The following is a 19,356-nucleotide window of genomic DNA, read 5'->3' as shown; positions in this document are numbered from 1 at the left end:
TTATTATACCGATTTAATCTTAAAGAATATGCAATAGGTTACCGGCAGAACAAAAATGGTCAGAATGGTCGAAATGAACAAGCCTCCCATAATTGTAGCAGCCATACCTGCAAACATAGCATCGCCTAACAACGGCAACATACCTAGAATAGTTGTACCCGAGGCCATTGTAACCGGGACAATACGCGTCTTGGTAGCCTCTATCACTGCATTGATTGGTTCCAGGCCGCTATTTAATTGTAAACCAATTTCGTCGACCAACACTATTGCATTCTTGATATTCATACCAATAAGTCCAAGCAGACCTAACATTGCAAAGAAATCGAGCGATTTTCCAAATACCAGTAATCCCAATACAACTCCGATAAATATCAGAGGAAGCATACACATGATAAGTACCGGTTTTCGATAATATTTGGGGAAAAGGAACAACAAGGTTACATAAATCAGACCGAACATTAAAGGAATATTTGCAGCAATAGCCTTATTACCTTTGTCTTGTTCATATTGTTCGCCGAAATATTGTAATTTGTATCCTTCCGGGACTTTCACCTCTTTTTGTACTTCCTCCCATAAATGGCTGAAAGCAGCCATCGTATTGGCTCCCCGCTTCGGCTCACATTGCATCATCATACAACGTTGACGATTGAACCGGCGTACAACATTATATTCATAATCCAATGAAAATTCATCGATAACCTGTTCTACTTTGACAGAGCGTCCTTTAGCACTATAAACAGGTAAAGTTTTAATATCATTCAGATTCATAGAATCCCGATCAGCATCTTTCAACAGTATAGGCATAAAAACATCACCCTCACGGTATTCGCCTAATGGAACACCGTTGGTCGCGGAACGAAGTGAATAAGCAACCTGCTGACGTGTAATACCCAAACGCAAACCTTTTTCCTGCGAATAAAGAGGCTTCCACACAGGAACTTTATTTCCCCAGCTGTCACGAACTTCCATGACCATATCGTATTTACGAGCAATCTCTTTAGCACGCTCTGTCAAAGCGACCAACGTATCTATATTATCTCCGATAAACCCAATTTCGATAGCGGCATCCGGTACCGGAGACAAAGCGAAAAGAGCAGAACGAGTCAAAATATTGGGATAGTTAGCGACCATATAGTTATAGAATTTCTCTTCTTCAGCCTGAGCGTATTTTGCCTCTTTCGTTTCAATTAATACATTAGCAAAATTGGGCTTCGGTCCTATCGATGAACTGGCCAGATAGTAACGAACCGGCGAACCTCCCATAGTAAATGAATAAGATTTTATTTTATCATTTGACTTCAGGTACTCTTCTACCTTCAGAACACTCTTTTCCACATCATCAATACCATATCCTTCCGGGAATATCAAGTCTGCACGAAAATAAGGCTTGTTCATAATCGGAAAGAAACTTTGCGGCATAATACTCATTATAAATAAGGAAAGGAACAGCGTTGCAACAACTGAAGTTAGTGTCACATAACGACGTTTTATAAGACGTCCCAGTACTTTCTCAAATTTATGATACAATTTTGTATCGTAAGGATCTTTAGCCTGTCCCGGTTTTGCTTCTTTCAGAATAAAATTACCAAATGTGGTAGTTTGTGTTAATGCCAATATCCAACTCAATCCAAGAGAAACTCCCAATACGATAAACAACGGTTTTACGATTTCAGCAACTGATGCCGGAGCCAGATACATAGGCAGAAAAGAACATACTGCAATAAACGTTGCTCCCAATAAAGCCCATTGCGGTTTTGTTGCTCCTTCTATCAATGCCTGATAACGAGATAAACCACGTTTGATACCAATTTGAGCATTATCGGTTACTACGATGGCATTATCAACCAACATACCCATTGCTATGATAAAAGCAGCTAATGAAGTCCGGTTCAGCCCGACTCCCCAAATAAGCATTATTAATAACGTTCCACCTACAGAAAATAGCAATGAACTTCCGACCAACATACCGGCGCGGGATCCCATTACAATAAAAATAATAACAATTACAATCAACAATGATTCTATCAGGTTCAGAATAAAGCCGTTATTAGCTTCATCCGCAATCTTATTTTCGGGATAAATTGTTTTCAACTCCATGCCAACCGGAAAGAGCTGCTCCATTTCCTGCAAATGGTTAGCAACAGCATTTCCAACTGCCACAACATCATCTTTTGCACCTGTAGCAACACCAATTCCAATAGCCCGTTTACCATCCACACGCATCAGGTTAGAAGGAGGATCCATATAACCGCGTTCGACAATAGCGATATCCCCCAAACGAACTTCTCCGCCTCCTTTGGTTACAATCAACTGCTCACGAATATCTTGTATATCTTTATAAGTACCTTCTGCCCGGACACGTAATTGATAAGTCCCTGTACTGATTTCTCCGGTATTAACCAATAAGTTTTGTGTTTGTAATACCTGTTGAATAGCATTTGGATCAATACCCAGATTCGCCAATTTCGGTACGGAGATACGGACATTCACAACCTGAGTCTGCTCCGCAAAAAGATATACTTTCTGTACACCCGGAATAGGAGTCAATTCAGTTTTTATTTTTTGTGCCCAATCACGCATATCGTCGTAAGTAAAACCTTCATCTGCAGTAAGAGCATAATAAATACCGAATACATCGCCAAAATCATCACTTACATTGATTGATGAAGCACCACTCGGAAGACGTGGCTGGATATTAGCGACTTTACGGCGCAGTTCGTCCCATTTTACTGGCATGTAGTCCGGATCCAACGTGGGTTGTAGTTCTATCGAAATTTTAGACATGCCAAAATAGGATTCCGATTTAATTTGAAGAACATCGGACATGGATTGAATTTCCCGCTCGATAGGTTCCGTTATCAATTTCTCAACTTCCAAAGGAGTGGCACCTGGATATTGTGTAACCAACACAGCTTGTTTGATTACAAAAGGTGAGTCCTCCTTTTTCGGCAACTTGAAGAAAGAATATATTCCTCCTATCAGCATCACTGCAAGGAAGAAATATATAATCTTCTTATTTTCTAAGGAATATTTTGGAATATTCATTGTTTATCAGCTTAATCTGTTAATACTTTTACCTGTTGCCCATCTACCAGACGGGTGGCACCGGCTGAAACAATCATTTCTCCTGCTGTCAGGCCTTCAGTAACTACAACATTATCTTTTCCGACTAATTCGGCTTCTTTTATCTGACGACGCTCAACTTTCTGAGTTTGATTGTTATAAACGAAGACATATTTATTCTTATTCTCTTCTCCGGCTACAATTGCAGATATCGGAACTAATACGGCACCTTCATTAAAACTCAAGCTTTCTATATTCAATATTACACGACAAGAAAAACCAACAGCTACTTTATACTTATCCAAATTAAAATTAGGATCATCTATATAAAGAAATACCGGTACGCCAGAACCGTCAGGAGATGCCTCCACATAATCTTTTACCTTTGCTTTAAACAACTGTCCTTTATAATTGTCAAATTCCACATAAATAGTATAAGGAGTTGTGAAATAAGTGATATTCGTTTCCGGCATAGTGTATTGAATCTGCAACTTGCTCGGATTTATTAGGCAAACAATGCCCTGCCCAGCTTGTACTTTTTGATAGTTTTCTACGTATTTCTTCTGAATAAAGCCATCGAAAGGAGCACGCAGTTTAGTTTGTTCCAACTGATTCTGTGCATAATTAAAAGCTGCTTCTGCATTAGAAAAAGAAGCTTCTGTTGTCTCATATTCCTGTTTAGAGATAGCTTGTTTAGAGAGTAATTTTTTAGCACGTTGCAGCTGTGCTTGTGCTGTCTGATAAGATGCTTTTTTTGCTTCATATTCCCATTTGAAATCCTGAGGATCGATTTCGGCAACGACTTGTCCTGCACGAACTTTCTGCCCTTCGTCCACCTTCAGGGAAATTAACGGGCCAGACATCTTAAACGCCAGATCACTGAACTGGTCCGGTGATACAACACCGCTAAACGATTTTTCCACAACATTCAACGAAGTCGCTTCAACCAACTTCACCGGACGAGGGCCTTGTTCCTTTACCGGCGGCTGACTACAAGACATCAATGCTGCCAATACAAAAACGGGGATTAATTTTCCATTCATGATAACTTGCCTTTAGTTATTTACTTATTACTACTTATATTCTAATATTTAGCTGCATAATACGACTTATTTATTATTAGCCATAGCTATACAACACTTTCAAAAAATCTATTGTTCCGGCTCACACTGGTTTTAGCTGCTACAAGAAAATATCTTTTTAAAACTGATTCTTTAAAAAGACCAACTATCCCAGTCAACAACAGCTTCCATCTCCTTTTCTTCTTTGTCTGGTAAAGAGTGAAAAAAATCAATACCTGTCACTTTTTCCACACTATCGACAGGTATTGCCATTGATTTCAGAGATTTGTTTTTATAATCCCTATTTTCAAATATAAAACCAATACCCTTATAACTTTTTCCTGTATGATAACACAAAACCTTATAAAATGACTTTGGAATTGCAACCTGATTTTTTCCAAGTCTTTTCATATCGTTAGTAATAACAGGACCTGTAACAATCAATAAAACACCATTGTCCATCGCCCAAAGACGACTCTGTTCCTCCAATTCTTTCCATATTCCTCGGTTCAAATCAGGTTTTTGCGGACAAATATTACTTAAATAAAAAGATTCGCGCATTGCTTTAGCCGACCATTTCATGTCACCGGCTGGTGCCAAATGCCCTCTGTCGTAACCAGTACGGGTATAATCCTCATTAGTTGCCGTAACTCCTTTAACCATAGGGTCTGGGACAAATTTATTGGAACGTTCTGTTTTTTTACTTTTAGTTTCCTGTGCGGTAAGTTCGTAAGCAACCCAATTAGCAATTCGGTAATCGGAATTATAAGATACGGTATATCCTTCATGTTTGATAACCTGTTCCTGACGTTTAACCTTTAGACGTGGAATTTCGGTATTGGCTGGTATCTTAAATGTTTTTGTTGTAGATGAAACGGTCGGAACAGACGATGTTTCCGTCTTGAAAGTAGAGGTTTGAGGAGCAGTGATATCGGAAACATCGGTACATTCCTTCTTTTCCTTCGCAACAGACGGTTTGTCCGTAGTAGGATAAAAAGAATTATATAGAAACAAAAGACCTATAAAACAAGCAACCACGAGGAAGGCCCCTATAAACATCCGCTTTACTGTAGTCAGAAAAGGCGAAGTTTGTTGTTTGGTCCTTTTTCGTGGTTTTCTGCTTTTTCTTTTTGTCATAATTGCTAAAACCTATTTTCTTGGCCGCAAAAGTAGGCAATATCAGTATCTTGTGCAATACGTATTCATAAATGTATTGGTTCGTATTGCTATAAAAAGCGCCCCAATTAAAAGGGACGCTTTAAAACATAAGAGCCGGAGCTTAATTTGTCTACTTTCCCTTTACCCGAAATGAATTCTGCGCTTGTATTCTCAGGTACAGTAATTTCAGCCACAATATTACGACCGGATTTTTGCAATTTTACTTTAATATCTCCATAATGAGTAGGTACGGATGCCTCTGCATTAGTCAATGTACCTAATGCCGGTTTTATCTTAAAAGTCTTAAAACCAGGAGAAGTGGGTTCGATACCGCACACTTTTTGGCTCAGGAGTGTCAACGGTCCACCAGACCAAGCGTGATTAATCGTTCCACCTCCGAACCCTTCAGCCCCTATTCCCCAACCTTCAAATAAAGTCGTATAATCGGTATAGTTCATCATTTTCGTATAACGCTGTTTCATACGCTCCAATGCAAATGCCGGTTGTCCCATTTCAAAAAGTGCTTCAAGAACATACTTTTCCATATAAGGACTGGCATGATACTCTTTTTTCAAAACTTTTAAAAGAGCGGGATACTTATCTTTTGATGCCAATCCGGAAAGTACGGCCATTGCCTGTGCACGATCATCCGTTTCTCCTTTATAACCCGGTGAACGATAAGAGTCTCCTGTCCAAAATTTAGTATCGAAACATTCCTCTATACTATACATCATATTAGAAATCTTTTCCGCATCAGCTATTTTCCCCAATTGGACGGCAAAAGCCTTTTCCGCTTTTAATGCCAGATAATACCAACAATTGGTTAGAACTCCCATATCTATGTTTTCACCCCAGTCTCCCCAACTCCAATCACCATCGCGTTCAAGAGCAAGTCCACTTTTATCGACTTGCCAAACTTCATGCAAATAACGGTGTACACGGTCATAGACAGAAGCTACGAAACTACTGTCTCCACTATAATAATATTGAGTATAAAAACCATACCACCCCACTGAAGCAAGCATCTGCAAAGGTAATTCCTTTGTCCAGTTAGCAGCAGGAACAGGAGAATACAAAACTCCATCTTCACGTTGCCAATTAACCAATTCATAGATACCTTTCAACGCAAGTTTTTGCCCGGATGTTGAAAGAGCATAAAAAGCCTCTCCCAACTCGTTAACTTCGTCTCCCCACCATTGGGCACGTTCACGGTCAGGACAATCCATATAATTATCACGCATCGTAATATACAATGTGCGGGCTGAACGTTTCCAAAGTTCGTTAAAGAAAGGGTCATTACAGCTGAAAGAACCTTCGAATTCGGCATTATATCCTGTTTCACGGAACTGTACATCCAACACATTTACCCCTTTAGGAATGGTATATTGCATTTCATTGCCATTCATCCAACCATAACTTTCATATTCTTGTATACCACTACGAGTAATATATTCCGCACGAACATTATTCTCGCTGCCTCCCCGGTAATTATCAGTCTGAATACGGATAGTATCACCACCTTTAGCTTCAACTTTTAAATATGGAGTTACCTGACAATTATATGGTAAACGGCAATATAGAGTGTCACCGGCAACAGATTTTCGTATATTAACGTAAGGTTTCAATCCATAATCCTTAACTAGAGGAATCGGACGTTCAACTAATCTACCTAGTGGAGCCTTACCCACGACACCTATGATTTCAGCACTCGAAAACGAACCTGAAAAATCTGGTAAATTCCACCCTCGCATTTCCTTATTGGCATCAAAACGAATATTGCTTTCCGGCAAACGAAAATTAGGATGGGGAGCTTCCGTATTCTGATAAGCATCATATACACAACATTGCCAACTCTTATCGGAAATAATCTCGATACCAGGAGCTATAGCTTCAAAGAGTAAAGCAGCAAGCCCACTATTAACATGATTAAAACCACTCTTCCCAAAATGCCAGACCAGAACAGCTATCGTATTTTCCCCGGCAGTCAGATAAGGTGCTATTTCTACCTTATCGTAATAGGTATCATATGGAGAGGGACCACGTTTCAAACCACCTTCAAATACAACTAGCTTACCGTTTATCCATAACCAGTATTTACTGTCGGCAGCAATACGGGCAACAAGTTGTTGAGGAACATTTTCTATATTAACGGTTTTTCGATAAGCCAGCCAAGTATTAGTCTGGCTCTGGCAACGTTCAGTATTAATCCAATGGGCTTTCCAAGCACCGTCAGGAATACTAGCTCCGGCTTTTACAAATGGAGCTGTAGCAAGCAGGCATCCGCCTAAAGCAAATAACAAAGTCAGCTTTTTCATAATTATAATTTAATTCTCTAATATATACTTTATTTCTTTCGGAGCTTGGACATCACTTTTAATTGTTCCGTCCGCTTTTTTCTCGTGGCGGATGGTTATCTGTCCGTATGGGGTCGGGAAAGTGCCTTCCACCCATTCCAAATCACCTAAATGGGGCGTAATACGAACAACTTTGCAACCCGGTTCTACAACCTGAACTCCCAGCACATATTCGCTCAACCATGAAGTCGGTCCTGAAGCCCAGCCATGACAAAGACTATGCCGGAAATTTTTATAACAATATGCACCAAAATCTCCATGAATATCTTTCTTTCCCGCAGGAACCAACCCATCTATACCGGCTGCATTCGGAAGCCATTCCATATTGAAGTCTTCCCAAAAAGTCGTTGCACCCAAATCGAGCATAGCACCCCAGTATTGACGAATCACATCCATTGCGCCTTGATAATTACCTGCTGCAGCCATTGCGCGCAACATATAGTAACCATAGAATGTAGAGAAACCATTAGCTCCTCCAACGGAAAGATATTTTTTATCGGCTTCTTCCGGCTTCATTAAACCTGCTAAAGCCAACAGAGAGGCAGCTTGTTTAGAACCTGGAGCATCAGGGGCAACCTTTGACTTCAATAATGCTTTTTTTACAGAAGAAGAGGCTTTCACCATTTTTTCACCAGTTCGACGGCATTCAGCAGCCAATGCTTCATCTCCTAAAACCGTACACAATTCATTACCGGCCTTCATTGCCTGTACCATCAATGCTTGTAATCCTGCATCAATAGCCACCGGATTCGCGTTTGAAGGCCAATCTAAGAAACGGTTACCATCCAGCTTTTCATGTCCGTTTTCATCTGTCTTGGATATGAGGAATCGAAGTAAATCCGAAAGATATGTCTGTTGAGCTTTCAAATAGTTAAGATCACCATGATAATAATACCAATCACGATGTATCAGCAGCCACCAGATAGAATAGGAACTAATACCATTCATCCATTGTGGAAGAGGAGTAATATCACGAATCAAATCAAGACTTTTCGGAACAACTTCATTATAACCAAAAACAGTATTTACAGTCATCACTTCAGGATGTAAATCACCGACCCATACCAAACGGTCACGCTTTATACCATCCCACAAATATTCTTGCATATTCAAATGTACCGTATAAGCTCCGGTCATCCATATTGTATTCAATCTCTCGTCGTTGCAACGGAAAGAACCGAGATAGGGAATATCCCTATAATTAAAGATAGCCCGAACCTCTTTCAAATGAAGTTCCCTGTCATCATCCAAAAGGTCGATACGGACAAAACGAAATCCGCTGTTACCAACCTCACTTACACCCAGCCAAGGAAGCTGCATTTTAAAATCGCGCATGGCATGATCATTTGATGCTCCGTTTTTACCATCGATGTCACACATAGCCTCACTTACAGATTCTCCGAAGCGGACTCGTATATTAACAGGTTTTTGGTCTGCGGGCATCCCCGTAACCAACTGCAAACCACCTTGCAGTTCCCGTCCAAAATCCAATAATATAGATGGACGATTTGCTTTTGTACCCTTCATCACACAAATCCGGGTATTTGCCAAATCAGTTTGTCCGTTACCAGGCAACAACAAATTATCCAAACCGGATATCAACGTACCATTACCATCTTGTTTCCAAACGACACGTGTAGGTGTTATGTAAGCACGCGTACGTGAATCGAATTGTGTAGATGATTGGGCTTTTTCCACACTTTTCCATGCCGGGGGTAATTGGTGCTGGGCATTCATACAAACAGAAACGCAAACAATAGCACCGACCAACAAGTGTTTTCTCATATTCAATTTCTTTATTTTTTACTATTATTTTTTCCACATAAATATTAAAACATCGCCTGCATCTACATCCAATGTCGGAATATAACGATTTGCAGAAACGATTGTCCCGTCTTTTAAAACCCGGGAAACGGAATTATCGCATTTTACCGTTATTTTCTGGTTATGATGTAAATCACGATTCACAACAACCAGATAGTTTATACCGTCATTTTCCATTTCGGAAACAACAGCACCCGCGCCGTCAGCCGAAACCTCACGAATAGGTGCAGAAACAGAAGTCAAACGATGTGTTCCTGCAGGTATCTCTTTCCCGATGTGTGATACTGAACGAACCTTGGCTCCATGAAATACAAATGAGAGATTCTTTATTTCTTTATTCATTTCCCTTACCCGATCATATACTTCGCTACGCTGTAAGGTTTCAGTAATTGGCGCTTGATGGAAATTCCATATCGTTCCTATCGGTGTCCAATATGTGAAATACTGTATTCCTTGTGCACCATATGCCAAATCACTATAAACTTGCAGACGCAATGCAGCTAAAGTCGGAATTGGATAAGGATCATGTGCCGTAGCCAAAGCAAAAGCCCAAAACGGTTTTCCTGCCTTACGGCTCTCATCGGCTATAATTTCGAGATTTTCATACCAATCACTTCGTATGCCCTCCCCTACAATAGGGTAGTGGTCAAACGAAACAAAAGGTAAATTTACTTCTTTAATAAACAGATTAACATACTCACGATATGAGTTTGTCTTGAGAGCTTCCAAGGAAGCATAAGTCGGAAGCAAATTCAAATAACAAAAATGTTTGTTATCGACAGATTCTATTTTACGAGCCCACTTGCTCAATCCGTCAAAAGCTGTACGATCCGGTTCATCCCGCAAGAAATACCCGGCCAAAGCCGGATGTCCTTTGAATCGCCTAACCGTCGCTTCCGGAGCATTTTCTAATTCCTGGCATGAAATAATTAGTTTTATTCCCGTTTTTTTCCCCATCTCCAAAGCTTTTGCAACCTCATCAGCCTTCTTTGTCTGTGAAAAACTATGCGTAAATCCAGCTTCTCTCAACTCCAAATATCTGTCGAGGTCCGTGTTTTCAGCCGGAATACTAAACCAAGCTAAAACGGGTATCCGATTCTCTTTTTTATTGCGTGACTGAGCAGGGAATACTCCCAACAGCAATAAACAAGTAATTCCCAAAAAAAACTTTTTCATAAAATATCATTTTACGTAAACAAAACTATTATTACATGCCAAGACTAAACTTTAATATAGCCTTATTACTCCGGTAAATTAAATGCCGGGACAAGGTCATCCAGTTGTTTCTGCGTCATACCGGCAGGTTCAAAACCAGCCATACGGGCGCTGAAATATATCTGAGCAGACTTGCTTAATGTATCAATAGCATCAAAACATTCTATCAAATCCTCTCCTACTGCCAGGATACCGTGTTTTTCCCAAAATACGACATCATGCTTTTCCAACTGTTTGATAGTTGCTCTAGCTAAGTCAAGTGTTCCGGGAATTTCATACGGGACGATACCGATACCTTTTGGAACAATGATACGACATTCCGGTATCATACCCCACAAAGTATTGGTTATTACATTTGAATCAAGGAACGGAGCGCAATGAGTCATTCCAATCAAATCAGTCGGATGTGTATGAAGCACTACTTTATTATCACGTCCCAAACCACGCAGATAATTATGCATCATCAGGTGAGAAGGTAATTCGGAAGTAGGCATTACCGGCTGTTCGGCAATAATTTCATAACTTTTTCCATCGGCAGCAATACGAATAAGCGAGCCATTGGCAAAAGGCTCTTGTGCGACATAACGCATACGTTTACCTGTTCCTGTCACATAAAAAACATGACCGGCCAACGCTGTCATCGCTTCCTGTAATGGTATGGCAGGGCAAATAGCCGGCATAGATTTTTCTTCTTCACTCATCAAATCCGTCAGGTTAACGGAAATATTTCCACCGTTGCGTTCGGCCCATCCTTTTGTCCAGAGATAGCCGGCTACTTCGGCGATACGGCCTACTTCGGCCATTAGTTTACTGTTGTTTCTGATAGTTGTCATTTTATTATATTAAATGATAGTAATTCTTATTTTAATAATTGAGGAAGAAAAGACGAGATAATCAGAATAATCAATCCGATGACAAGAACTGTAATCGTTTTCTGTGAACACCCTTTCCATTCTTTCAATATAATTCCCCAAACATTGGAGAAGGTGACGTTCAATGACATCAAAATACACCAAGAGAAAGTGAGCAATACCGGTGAAGATACAAGGAAACCTTTCCCCAAGCTTAATCCGAAAAACTGGCTATACCAAAGCACACCGGCTAAGGCACAGAATAAAATATTATTGACATAAAGCGAAGTCTTTCCATAATCTCCCCATGTCTTGTTTTTTGAGTTCTGATAGAAACAGTAGATGGCATTAGTCAGAAAACCACCAATAGTCACCATAAAGGTTGCAGGCAATGTCCTATATATTTCTTTGCTTTCGGCAAAACATAAACTTTCACCGAAGCCAAGTCCGATACTGAAACAAGCACTCATGAAGCCGGCTAATAAAGCGACCAGAATACCTTTAGTGAAATTGAAGTCCTTTACCGCTTCTTTCTTTTCCTCCTCACTCAAACCGGCCGATTTCATACCTCCTGCATAACCGATAATAGCAATACCCAAAAGAGTTACTACTACCCCCACAATAACAGGTGTAGTCAAATCACCTGTTTTTCCGGTAAATACAGGTGTAAGAATTGTTCCCAGTCCGGCACAAGTGCCCAATGCGATAGATTGTCCTAACGCTACACCGAGATAACGCATGGACAAACCAAATGTCAGGCCACCGACTCCCCACAGGACTCCAAAAAACATGGTCCATAATGTATCTGCAGGATGGCTGGCATAAACTTCAAACAATGAATTCCCCGCAGGAACAGCCAACAGAGCTCCTAAGAAAGGGAATACCAGCCAGGCAAATATACCCTGCACAATCCAGTAAGACTCCCAACTCCATTCTTTAATACGATTGATTGGGACATAACAACTAGACTGACAAAAGGCACCAACAGCTATAATCAATAATCCAACTATGATTTCCATTCTCGTTTGATATTAAATGTAAATGTCATCCTGAGCGAAGTGAAGAACCTATGCGCTTGACCCATCAAATTCTTCACTGGCAATCAGAATGACAAAATTATAGACTAATTATCTTTTTGAAGTCACTTCTGCTTCATACTTCTCTATTTCCGCAATATAGTCTTCACCTACAGGAACATCATTCTGCAAACAGAACATATCCCAAACGGCGGTCCATGGCAAACTCTTAAGCTCTTCCTGCAAAGCCAAACGTTCGAAATACTTACCTTCAGCTTCATATTGCTGTAAAGTAGCCGACGGTTCCAAGAGAGCTTGCATAAAAGCTTTCTGTGTAGCACGGCATCCTATCACATAAGCACCGATACGATTAATTGTAGCATCGAAATAATCCAGACCGATATGTACGCGATCCAATGCCTTGCAACGGATAATTTCACGAGCCAAATCCATCAAATCGTCACTCATGATAACAACATGGTCGCTGTCCCAACGAACCGGACGGCTTACATGCAGCATAATTTCAGGGGTGAAAAGAAGCAACGAAGATACTTTATCGGCAATACTTTCCGTCAGATGGAAATGGCCGGTATCTAATGTTACAATCTTATTTTTCTTCGCTCCATAACCCAAGTAGAAATCATACGAACCGACAGTGTAGCTTTCCAAGCCAATACCAAACAATTTGGCTTCGATGCAGTCTTTCATATTTTTATAATCTGTCGCAAAGATTTCGTCCAACGATTGTTCCAATATCTGACGATACTTTAAACGACTGGCAGGTACTTCCTTGCTTCCATCGTGAATCCAAAGATTCATGATACAGGGATCATTCTGATACTTACCCATTTCTTCGCTAATCCAACGACAACGTTTCGTATGTTCAATCCAGAAATTGCGGATGTCATCATCAGGGTTAGCCAATGTGAGGTCGCCACTTTTCGGATGAGAGAAAGAGGTACTGTTAAAGTCCAGTTTCATGTCATTTTCCTTTGCCCATTGCATCCAACTTTCAAAATGAGCGGGTTCTACTTCGTCACGGTCCACTTTCTTTCCCTGAAAATCGCCATAAATTTCATGCAAGTTTAAACGATGTTTACCGGCAATAAGTGAACTGGCCTTAAGAACATCTGCTCGTACTTCTTCGATTGTACGGGCACGACCCGGATAGTTGCCGGTCACCTGGATACCACCGGTCAACGAACCACCTTGATTTTCAAATCCCGATACATCATCTGCTTGCCAACAATGCATTGAAAGAGATATTTTCTGCAATTTATCCATTGCATCTTTAACATCTACACCCATTGAGGCATAACGTTCTACTGCTACTTCATAAGCTTGTTTGATAATACTTTCTTTTGTCATGGTCTTATTTTTTTGAGGTTATTAATTGATATTTCTTATAGGCTTCCTCCCATTCACCATTATCTTCCGGACGGAAAACTGTCGGAGAAATGAAAGTACTTATTAAACGGCGCATCTCCCAACGATCAGCCACCAATCCGGCGGCCTTGGCTTGCACCATGCAATTCCCTATTGCCGTTGCTTCCGAAGGACCGGCGATAACAGGCATATTAATCACATTGGCTGTAAATTGATTAAGAAGGTTATTCATTGATCCTCCACCTATTACGTGTAAACAACGAATCGGGAAAGGAGCCATATTCATTAATATTCCTAATACTTCTTTATAACGGAATGCCAAACTTTCAAAAATACAACGGATAAATTCCGCGTCTTTTTCCGGCACTTCTTGTCCGCTTTCACGACAATATGAAGCAATTGCTTCCGTCATGCTGGCCGGATTAGCAAATCGGGGATCATCAGGATTCACCAGACTACGGAACGGAACAGCTTGTTCCGCCATCCGGACAATTGCAGGATAAGCATAATCCCGTCCGGCTTTACTCCACTCCTTCCGGCATTGCTCCAAGAGCCACATGCCTGTAATATTTTTAAGGAAACGTGTCGTACCCTCCAAACCTCCTTCGTTTGTGAAATTATTCCGGAATGATTCTTCGGTAATAATCGGTTCTTCAGTCTCTATTCCCATTAAACTCCAAGTTCCGCTGCTCAGATAAGCAAACTCACAATCAAGAGCCGGAACAGCAGCAACAGCCGAAGCTGTATCATGACCGGCAACAGCAATAACCGGTATTTTACCGATACCTGTTTCTTTCGCCAAGGCATCTGTCAATTCTCCGACTAATGTTCCCGGCATTACCAAAGGACGCATAATGGAAGGGGAAACTCCGGCTGCTTCCAGTAAAGATGCTTCAAACTGCTTGGTCATCGGATTTAATATCTGAGAGGTTGATGCATCCGTATATTCACAGACTTTTTTACCCGTCAACAGATAAGACAATAAATCCGGCATAAAGAGTATTTCTTTAGCTGAACCCAATGGCCCGAAATTTTCTTTCGAAGCCCGGAATAACTGGAACAGACTGTTAAAGTTCATGATTTGGATACCGGTAAGGCGATACACTTCCTCCCGGGAAATAATCTTAAAATATTCTTCCGGAGCGCCATCTGTGTAAGGATCGCGATAAGCACGCGGCAACCCCAGCAATGTTCCGTCTTCGGCCAAATAGCCAAAATCGACTCCCCACGTATCTATACCGATTGAATCTAATGGAATTTGTTGTTGCGCGCAAATAAACAGGCTATCCTTTAGCGCTTCATATAATTTATAGATGTTCCAGTAATACTTTCCATGCAGCTCCATAATAGCATTTGGAAATCTATTAATTTCCTGCATTTCAAATTTGTCACCAACCAATGAACCCAGAACAGCACGACCGCTGGTTGCCCCGATATCAAAAGCTAAAAAGTTATATGTCTTCATGGTAAAAACAAAGTTGTTTATTATTTGATAGCAAAAGTAACCGATTAATTACTATCTTTGCTTTCGAAAATGATTTTAAACCTTACAATTCTGACATGGAAAGACAGCTAAGCGATCAATTGAGATATTTGACCATCGGAACCACTGATGAAGATTGGGGTATCGTTGTTACTACCGTGGGCTATCAGTTTATCCCGCCAAAGGGGCATTACCCTCTTTCCAGACACCCTGATAACTACGACTTTAAGCCGCAAACCGGACGTATTCTGAACGAATACCAGTTAGTCTACATAACGAAGGGTAGCGGATACTTCTCCTCCCAGTCCTGCAAGTTACAAAAAATAAATGCAGGAACAATGATATTATTGTTCCCGGGAGAATGGCATAGTTACTATCCTGACAGTGAGACAGGCTGGGACGAATATTGGGTCGGCTTCAGGGGCATTCACATTGACAGACGAGTAGAGAAACGGTTCTTTACGAAGGAAGAACCGCTTCAGCATATCGGGTTAAGTGCCACAATCGTAGGGTTATATGAGGATATTCTGAAGTTCGCATCGGAAGAAAAATCCGGTTATCAGCAAATGATATCAAGTATTGTCTTACATATTCTCGGAACTGTATATTATAAAAGAAAAAACAATTCCTTCACGAATACCTATGTAGTCGATAAAATTAATGAAGCTCGTATCCTGATGAAAGAGCAGGTGGAGAATCCTTTGTCTCCCGAAGAAATCGCTTCTAATTTAGGATTAGGGTATTCATGGTTTCGTCGGATGTTCAAAGAATACACAGGTGTTTCTCCTGCACAATATCAATTACAACAGAAATTATTAAAAGCTAAAGAGTTGCTGACAGGAAGCAATCTGAATATATCGGAAATTGCTTATAGCCTACGTTTCGAGAATGCCGGTCAGTTCTCCACTTTCTTCAAAAAGAAAGAGGGTGTAACTCCTTCCGAATTCAGGGAGAGAGCACATTAATATGCTAGAGTTGCCAAAATAAAAAGCTTATTCCCTTCTATCCCTTTACATATAATGAATTAGCCGAAAGAAGCTATTCTTTTAGTTGATTCATTAGGTTCGGTTAGTTGTCCGCCAATTGGCGAACGACCGTTCGTCAATTGGCGGACAATCGTTCGCCAGCTGACGAACGGTTATTACATAGGGAGGAAACAACTAATAGGAACGGACGAAAACAGGAAAAGATAGGCATGAAAATAAAAGACTCCAGAAACCTATAAAAACAAAACTCGTATATTTTGACACTTCAGAAAAAACAGTTATGTTTGCAGAGTCATATTCCTTCTCAAAACGGGAAGGCTGTGTAATCGACAAACACGTATATATTATGCTTGTTAAATCCTACAGACGACTTTTTAACTGCTTGATATTTTACTTTTAAGCAAAGTATCCCGTCCGGTTCTGTCCTTTCCGGCCAGACCGCCTTTCCTTATTATTATATAGTTTCCTTTTTATTCTTTTGTTTATTTAATTACCAACTTTGATATGCAAACAATCACAGCACAGCGTGCACCTAAAAGTGCATCTAATTTTGCACCCGCAGTAGAAGCGAATGCATACGGCATGAACGACCGCATCAAACGGTTACGGAAAGAAACATTCGACGCCGAACCGTCCCTCTCGATAGAACGTGCGCTAATAGAAACCCGTTTCTATAAAGAAAACTACGGTAAATATCCTATTCCTGTCCTCCGGGCGATGAACTTCCTGGAGATATGCAAACAGAAAACTATTTATATAGGTAAAGATGAATTGATTGTCGGCGAACGTGGCCCGAAACCCAAATGTGTCCCGACCTTCCCGGAATTGACTTGCCATAGCGTTGAAGACCTGCATGTGCTGAATACGCGCGAATTGCAACGTTATACGATTAGCCAGGAGGATATCGACACTTACGAACGTGAAGTTATCCCCTACTGGAAAGGCCGTACACAACGCGAACGCATCTTCAGCCATGTGCCGAAAGAGTGGAAAGAGGCTTACGAAGCTGGTATGTTCACCGAGTTCATGGAACAGCGTGCTCCCGGACATACGGCATTAGATAGTAAAGTATATAAGTTTGGATTACTGGATTTGAAAGCACGTATCCGGAAAGAGTTGGACAATCTCGACTTCATAAACGACCCTGAGGCCACAGACAAACAGGAAGAGTTGACGGCTATGTCCATCTCTTGCGATGCCGCCATCCTCTTTGCCGAACGGCATGCGGATTTGGCAGACGAAATGGCTTTGACGGAAAAGGATTCGAAACGTGCCGCCGAGCTGCGTCGTATTGCCGAAGTTTGCCGCCGGGTTCCGGCTTATGCACCGCGTAACTATTGGGAAGCTATTCAGATGTACTGGTTCGTACACCTCGGAACGATTACGGAGCTGAATGGTTGGGATGCGATGAATCCCGGTCATTTCGACCAGCATCTGGCCCCGTTTTATGAGAAAGGTATTGCCGACGGGACACTGACGCGTGAACAGGCCAAGGAGTTGATGTCCTGCTTCTTTATCAAAGTGAATAATCATACGGCGCCTCCCAAAGTTGGAATTACGGCAAAGGAAAGTGGAACTTACAACGACTTCACGAACCTGAATGTAGGGGGCGTAAAAGCGGACGGTAGCGACGGGGTGAGCGAAGTATCCTACATCATGCTTGAAACGATTGAGGAATTGCATATCTTACAACCGGGCAGCGCCATACACATCAGCGCACGTACGCCGGAACGTTTTCTCCGGGCCGGTTGCAAGGTAATCCGGCAGGGGCATGGTTACCCGTCCGTATTCAATCCGGATGTTTATATCCAGGAGCTGATGCGGCAAGGGAAATCTCTACAGGATGCCCGCGAAGGAGGTTGTAGCGGGTGTATTGAAGTGGGGGCTTTCGGTAAGGAAGCGTATGTATTGACCGGCTATCTGAATGTCCCGAAGATATTGGAGGTGACGCTACACAACGGCACAGATCCGGTATCCGGTCGGAAAGTCGGCCTGGAGACCGGCGACCCGCGTAGTTTTGCCAGTTACGACGAATTGTACACGGCCTTCCTGAAGCAGGTTCGGTATTTTGTAGACATGAAAGTGCGTGTCAGCAACTATATCGACCGGATGTTTGCCAAATACGCGCCGGCCACGTTCCTTTCGCTCTTTATCGACGACTGCATTGCCAAAGGCCGGGATTACTACAACTGTGGTCCACGCTATAATACTACCTATATCCAATGTACAGGCTTGGGGACTGTCACCGACAGTCTGGCTTCGCTAAAAAAGCATGTATTCGAAGATAAACGTTTCTCCATGGACGACATGCTGAAGGCGATGGCAAACAACTTTGCCGGAGCCGAGGCGATGCGGCAGACTCTCCTGAACCGTACGCCGTTCTTCGGGAACGATGATGAGTATGCCGACAGTATTGCCGTTAAAGTATTCAACGACCTGTACGACTCTATCGAAGGAAAGCCCAATACGAAAGGCGAATGTTTCCATCTCAATATGTTGTCCACTACTTGTCATGTCTATTTCGGCAAGGTGATGGGAGCCACTCCCAACGGACGCCTGGCCGGGAAAGCCATTTCCGACGGGACCTCTCCTTCGCACGGAGCCGATACGCACGGTCCGTCCGCCGTAATCAAATCGCTCGGTAAACTGGACCAGGTGAAGAGTGGCGGAACTCTGCTCAACCAACGCTTCCTCCCCAGCCTGCTGAAACGTGAAGAGGACATTTCGAAGCTGGCAGCCCTGATACGCAGCTATTTCGCCCTTGGCGGACATCATATCCAGTTCAATATTGTCGATACGGAAACGCTCTACGCCGCCCAGAAATGTCCGGAAGATTACCGCGATTTGCTTGTCCGCGTTGCCGGCTACAGCGACTATTTCAACGATATGAATGCCGACTTGCAGGCGGACGTGATTGCCCGTACGGAACAGGAAGCTTTTTAATCACCGGCAATCTTAT

12 protein-coding genes are annotated in these 19,356 nt (G+C 41.8%); 2 read left to right on the top strand and 10 right to left on the bottom strand.

Features of this window, described 5'->3' with window-relative positions:
* Nucleotides 1-3 precede the first annotated feature (3 nt).
* The 10 genes from DW103_RS01175 to DW103_RS01130 form a co-directional block, all read right to left on the bottom strand.
* Nucleotides 4-3,045, bottom strand: coding sequence for an efflux RND transporter permease subunit (locus DW103_RS01175; RefSeq protein WP_122273830.1), 3,042 nt, complete (start codon nt 3,043-3,045; stop codon nt 4-6).
* Between the two features lie 11 nt (nt 3,046-3,056).
* The gene (locus DW103_RS01170; RefSeq protein ID WP_122273829.1) at nt 3,057-4,106 is read right to left on the bottom strand and encodes an efflux RND transporter periplasmic adaptor subunit; all 1,050 of its coding nucleotides are present in this window, start codon (nt 4,104-4,106) and stop codon (nt 3,057-3,059) included.
* Nucleotides 4,107-4,277: 171 nt separating this feature from the next.
* Complete coding sequence (locus tag DW103_RS01165) at nt 4,278-5,183, bottom strand: DNA/RNA non-specific endonuclease (protein WP_122273957.1); 906 nt, start codon at nt 5,181-5,183, stop codon at nt 4,278-4,280.
* Between the two features lie 185 nt (nt 5,184-5,368).
* Nucleotides 5,369-7,597: an alpha-L-rhamnosidase C-terminal domain-containing protein gene (locus tag DW103_RS01160; protein ID WP_122273828.1), complete on the bottom strand. Its 2,229-nt coding sequence runs from the start codon at nt 7,595-7,597 to the stop codon at nt 5,369-5,371.
* A gap of 9 nt (nt 7,598-7,606) precedes the next feature.
* Entirely contained in the window at nt 7,607-9,373 is a 1,767-nt protein-coding gene (locus tag DW103_RS01155) for an alpha-L-rhamnosidase C-terminal domain-containing protein (RefSeq protein ID WP_233545585.1), read from the bottom strand.
* 72 nt (nt 9,374-9,445) lie between these two features.
* Nucleotides 9,446-10,636: a beta-galactosidase gene (locus tag DW103_RS01150; RefSeq protein WP_122273826.1), complete on the bottom strand. Its 1,191-nt coding sequence runs from the start codon at nt 10,634-10,636 to the stop codon at nt 9,446-9,448.
* A 65-nt stretch (nt 10,637-10,701) separates the two neighbouring features.
* Nucleotides 10,702-11,508: a rhamnulose-1-phosphate aldolase gene (gene rhaD / locus DW103_RS01145; protein ID WP_122273825.1), complete on the bottom strand. Its 807-nt coding sequence runs from the start codon at nt 11,506-11,508 to the stop codon at nt 10,702-10,704.
* Nucleotides 11,509-11,534: 26 nt separating this feature from the next.
* Entirely contained in the window at nt 11,535-12,545 is a 1,011-nt protein-coding gene (gene rhaT / locus DW103_RS01140; RefSeq protein ID WP_122273824.1) for an L-rhamnose/proton symporter RhaT, read from the bottom strand.
* Nucleotides 12,546-12,653: 108 nt separating this feature from the next.
* Nucleotides 12,654-13,910: an L-rhamnose isomerase gene (locus DW103_RS01135; protein ID WP_122273823.1), complete on the bottom strand. Its 1,257-nt coding sequence runs from the start codon at nt 13,908-13,910 to the stop codon at nt 12,654-12,656.
* A 4-nt stretch (nt 13,911-13,914) separates the two neighbouring features.
* The gene (locus tag DW103_RS01130) at nt 13,915-15,393 is read right to left on the bottom strand and encodes a rhamnulokinase family protein (RefSeq protein ID WP_122273822.1); all 1,479 of its coding nucleotides are present in this window, start codon (nt 15,391-15,393) and stop codon (nt 13,915-13,917) included.
* Between the two features lie 95 nt (nt 15,394-15,488).
* Here DW103_RS01130 and DW103_RS01125 point away from each other — a divergent pair, with 95 nt between their 5' ends.
* Entirely contained in the window at nt 15,489-16,376 is an 888-nt protein-coding gene (locus tag DW103_RS01125) for an AraC family transcriptional regulator (protein WP_122273821.1), read from the top strand.
* A gap of 525 nt (nt 16,377-16,901) precedes the next feature.
* Nucleotides 16,902-19,340 carry a trans-4-hydroxy-L-proline dehydratase gene (hypD, locus tag DW103_RS01120; protein ID WP_122273820.1) on the top strand — a complete coding sequence of 813 codons (2,439 nt, stop codon included), beginning with the start codon at nt 16,902-16,904 and terminating at the stop codon, nt 19,338-19,340.
* The last annotated feature ends 16 nt before the right edge of the window (nt 19,341-19,356 follow it).

The organism is Parabacteroides sp. AM08-6 (assembly GCF_003473295.1).
Classification (GTDB): Bacteria; Bacteroidota; Bacteroidia; order Bacteroidales; family Tannerellaceae; genus Parabacteroides.
The sequence above is the reverse complement of the archived record's forward strand: the minus strand, read 5'-3'. Positions and strand labels throughout refer to the sequence as shown.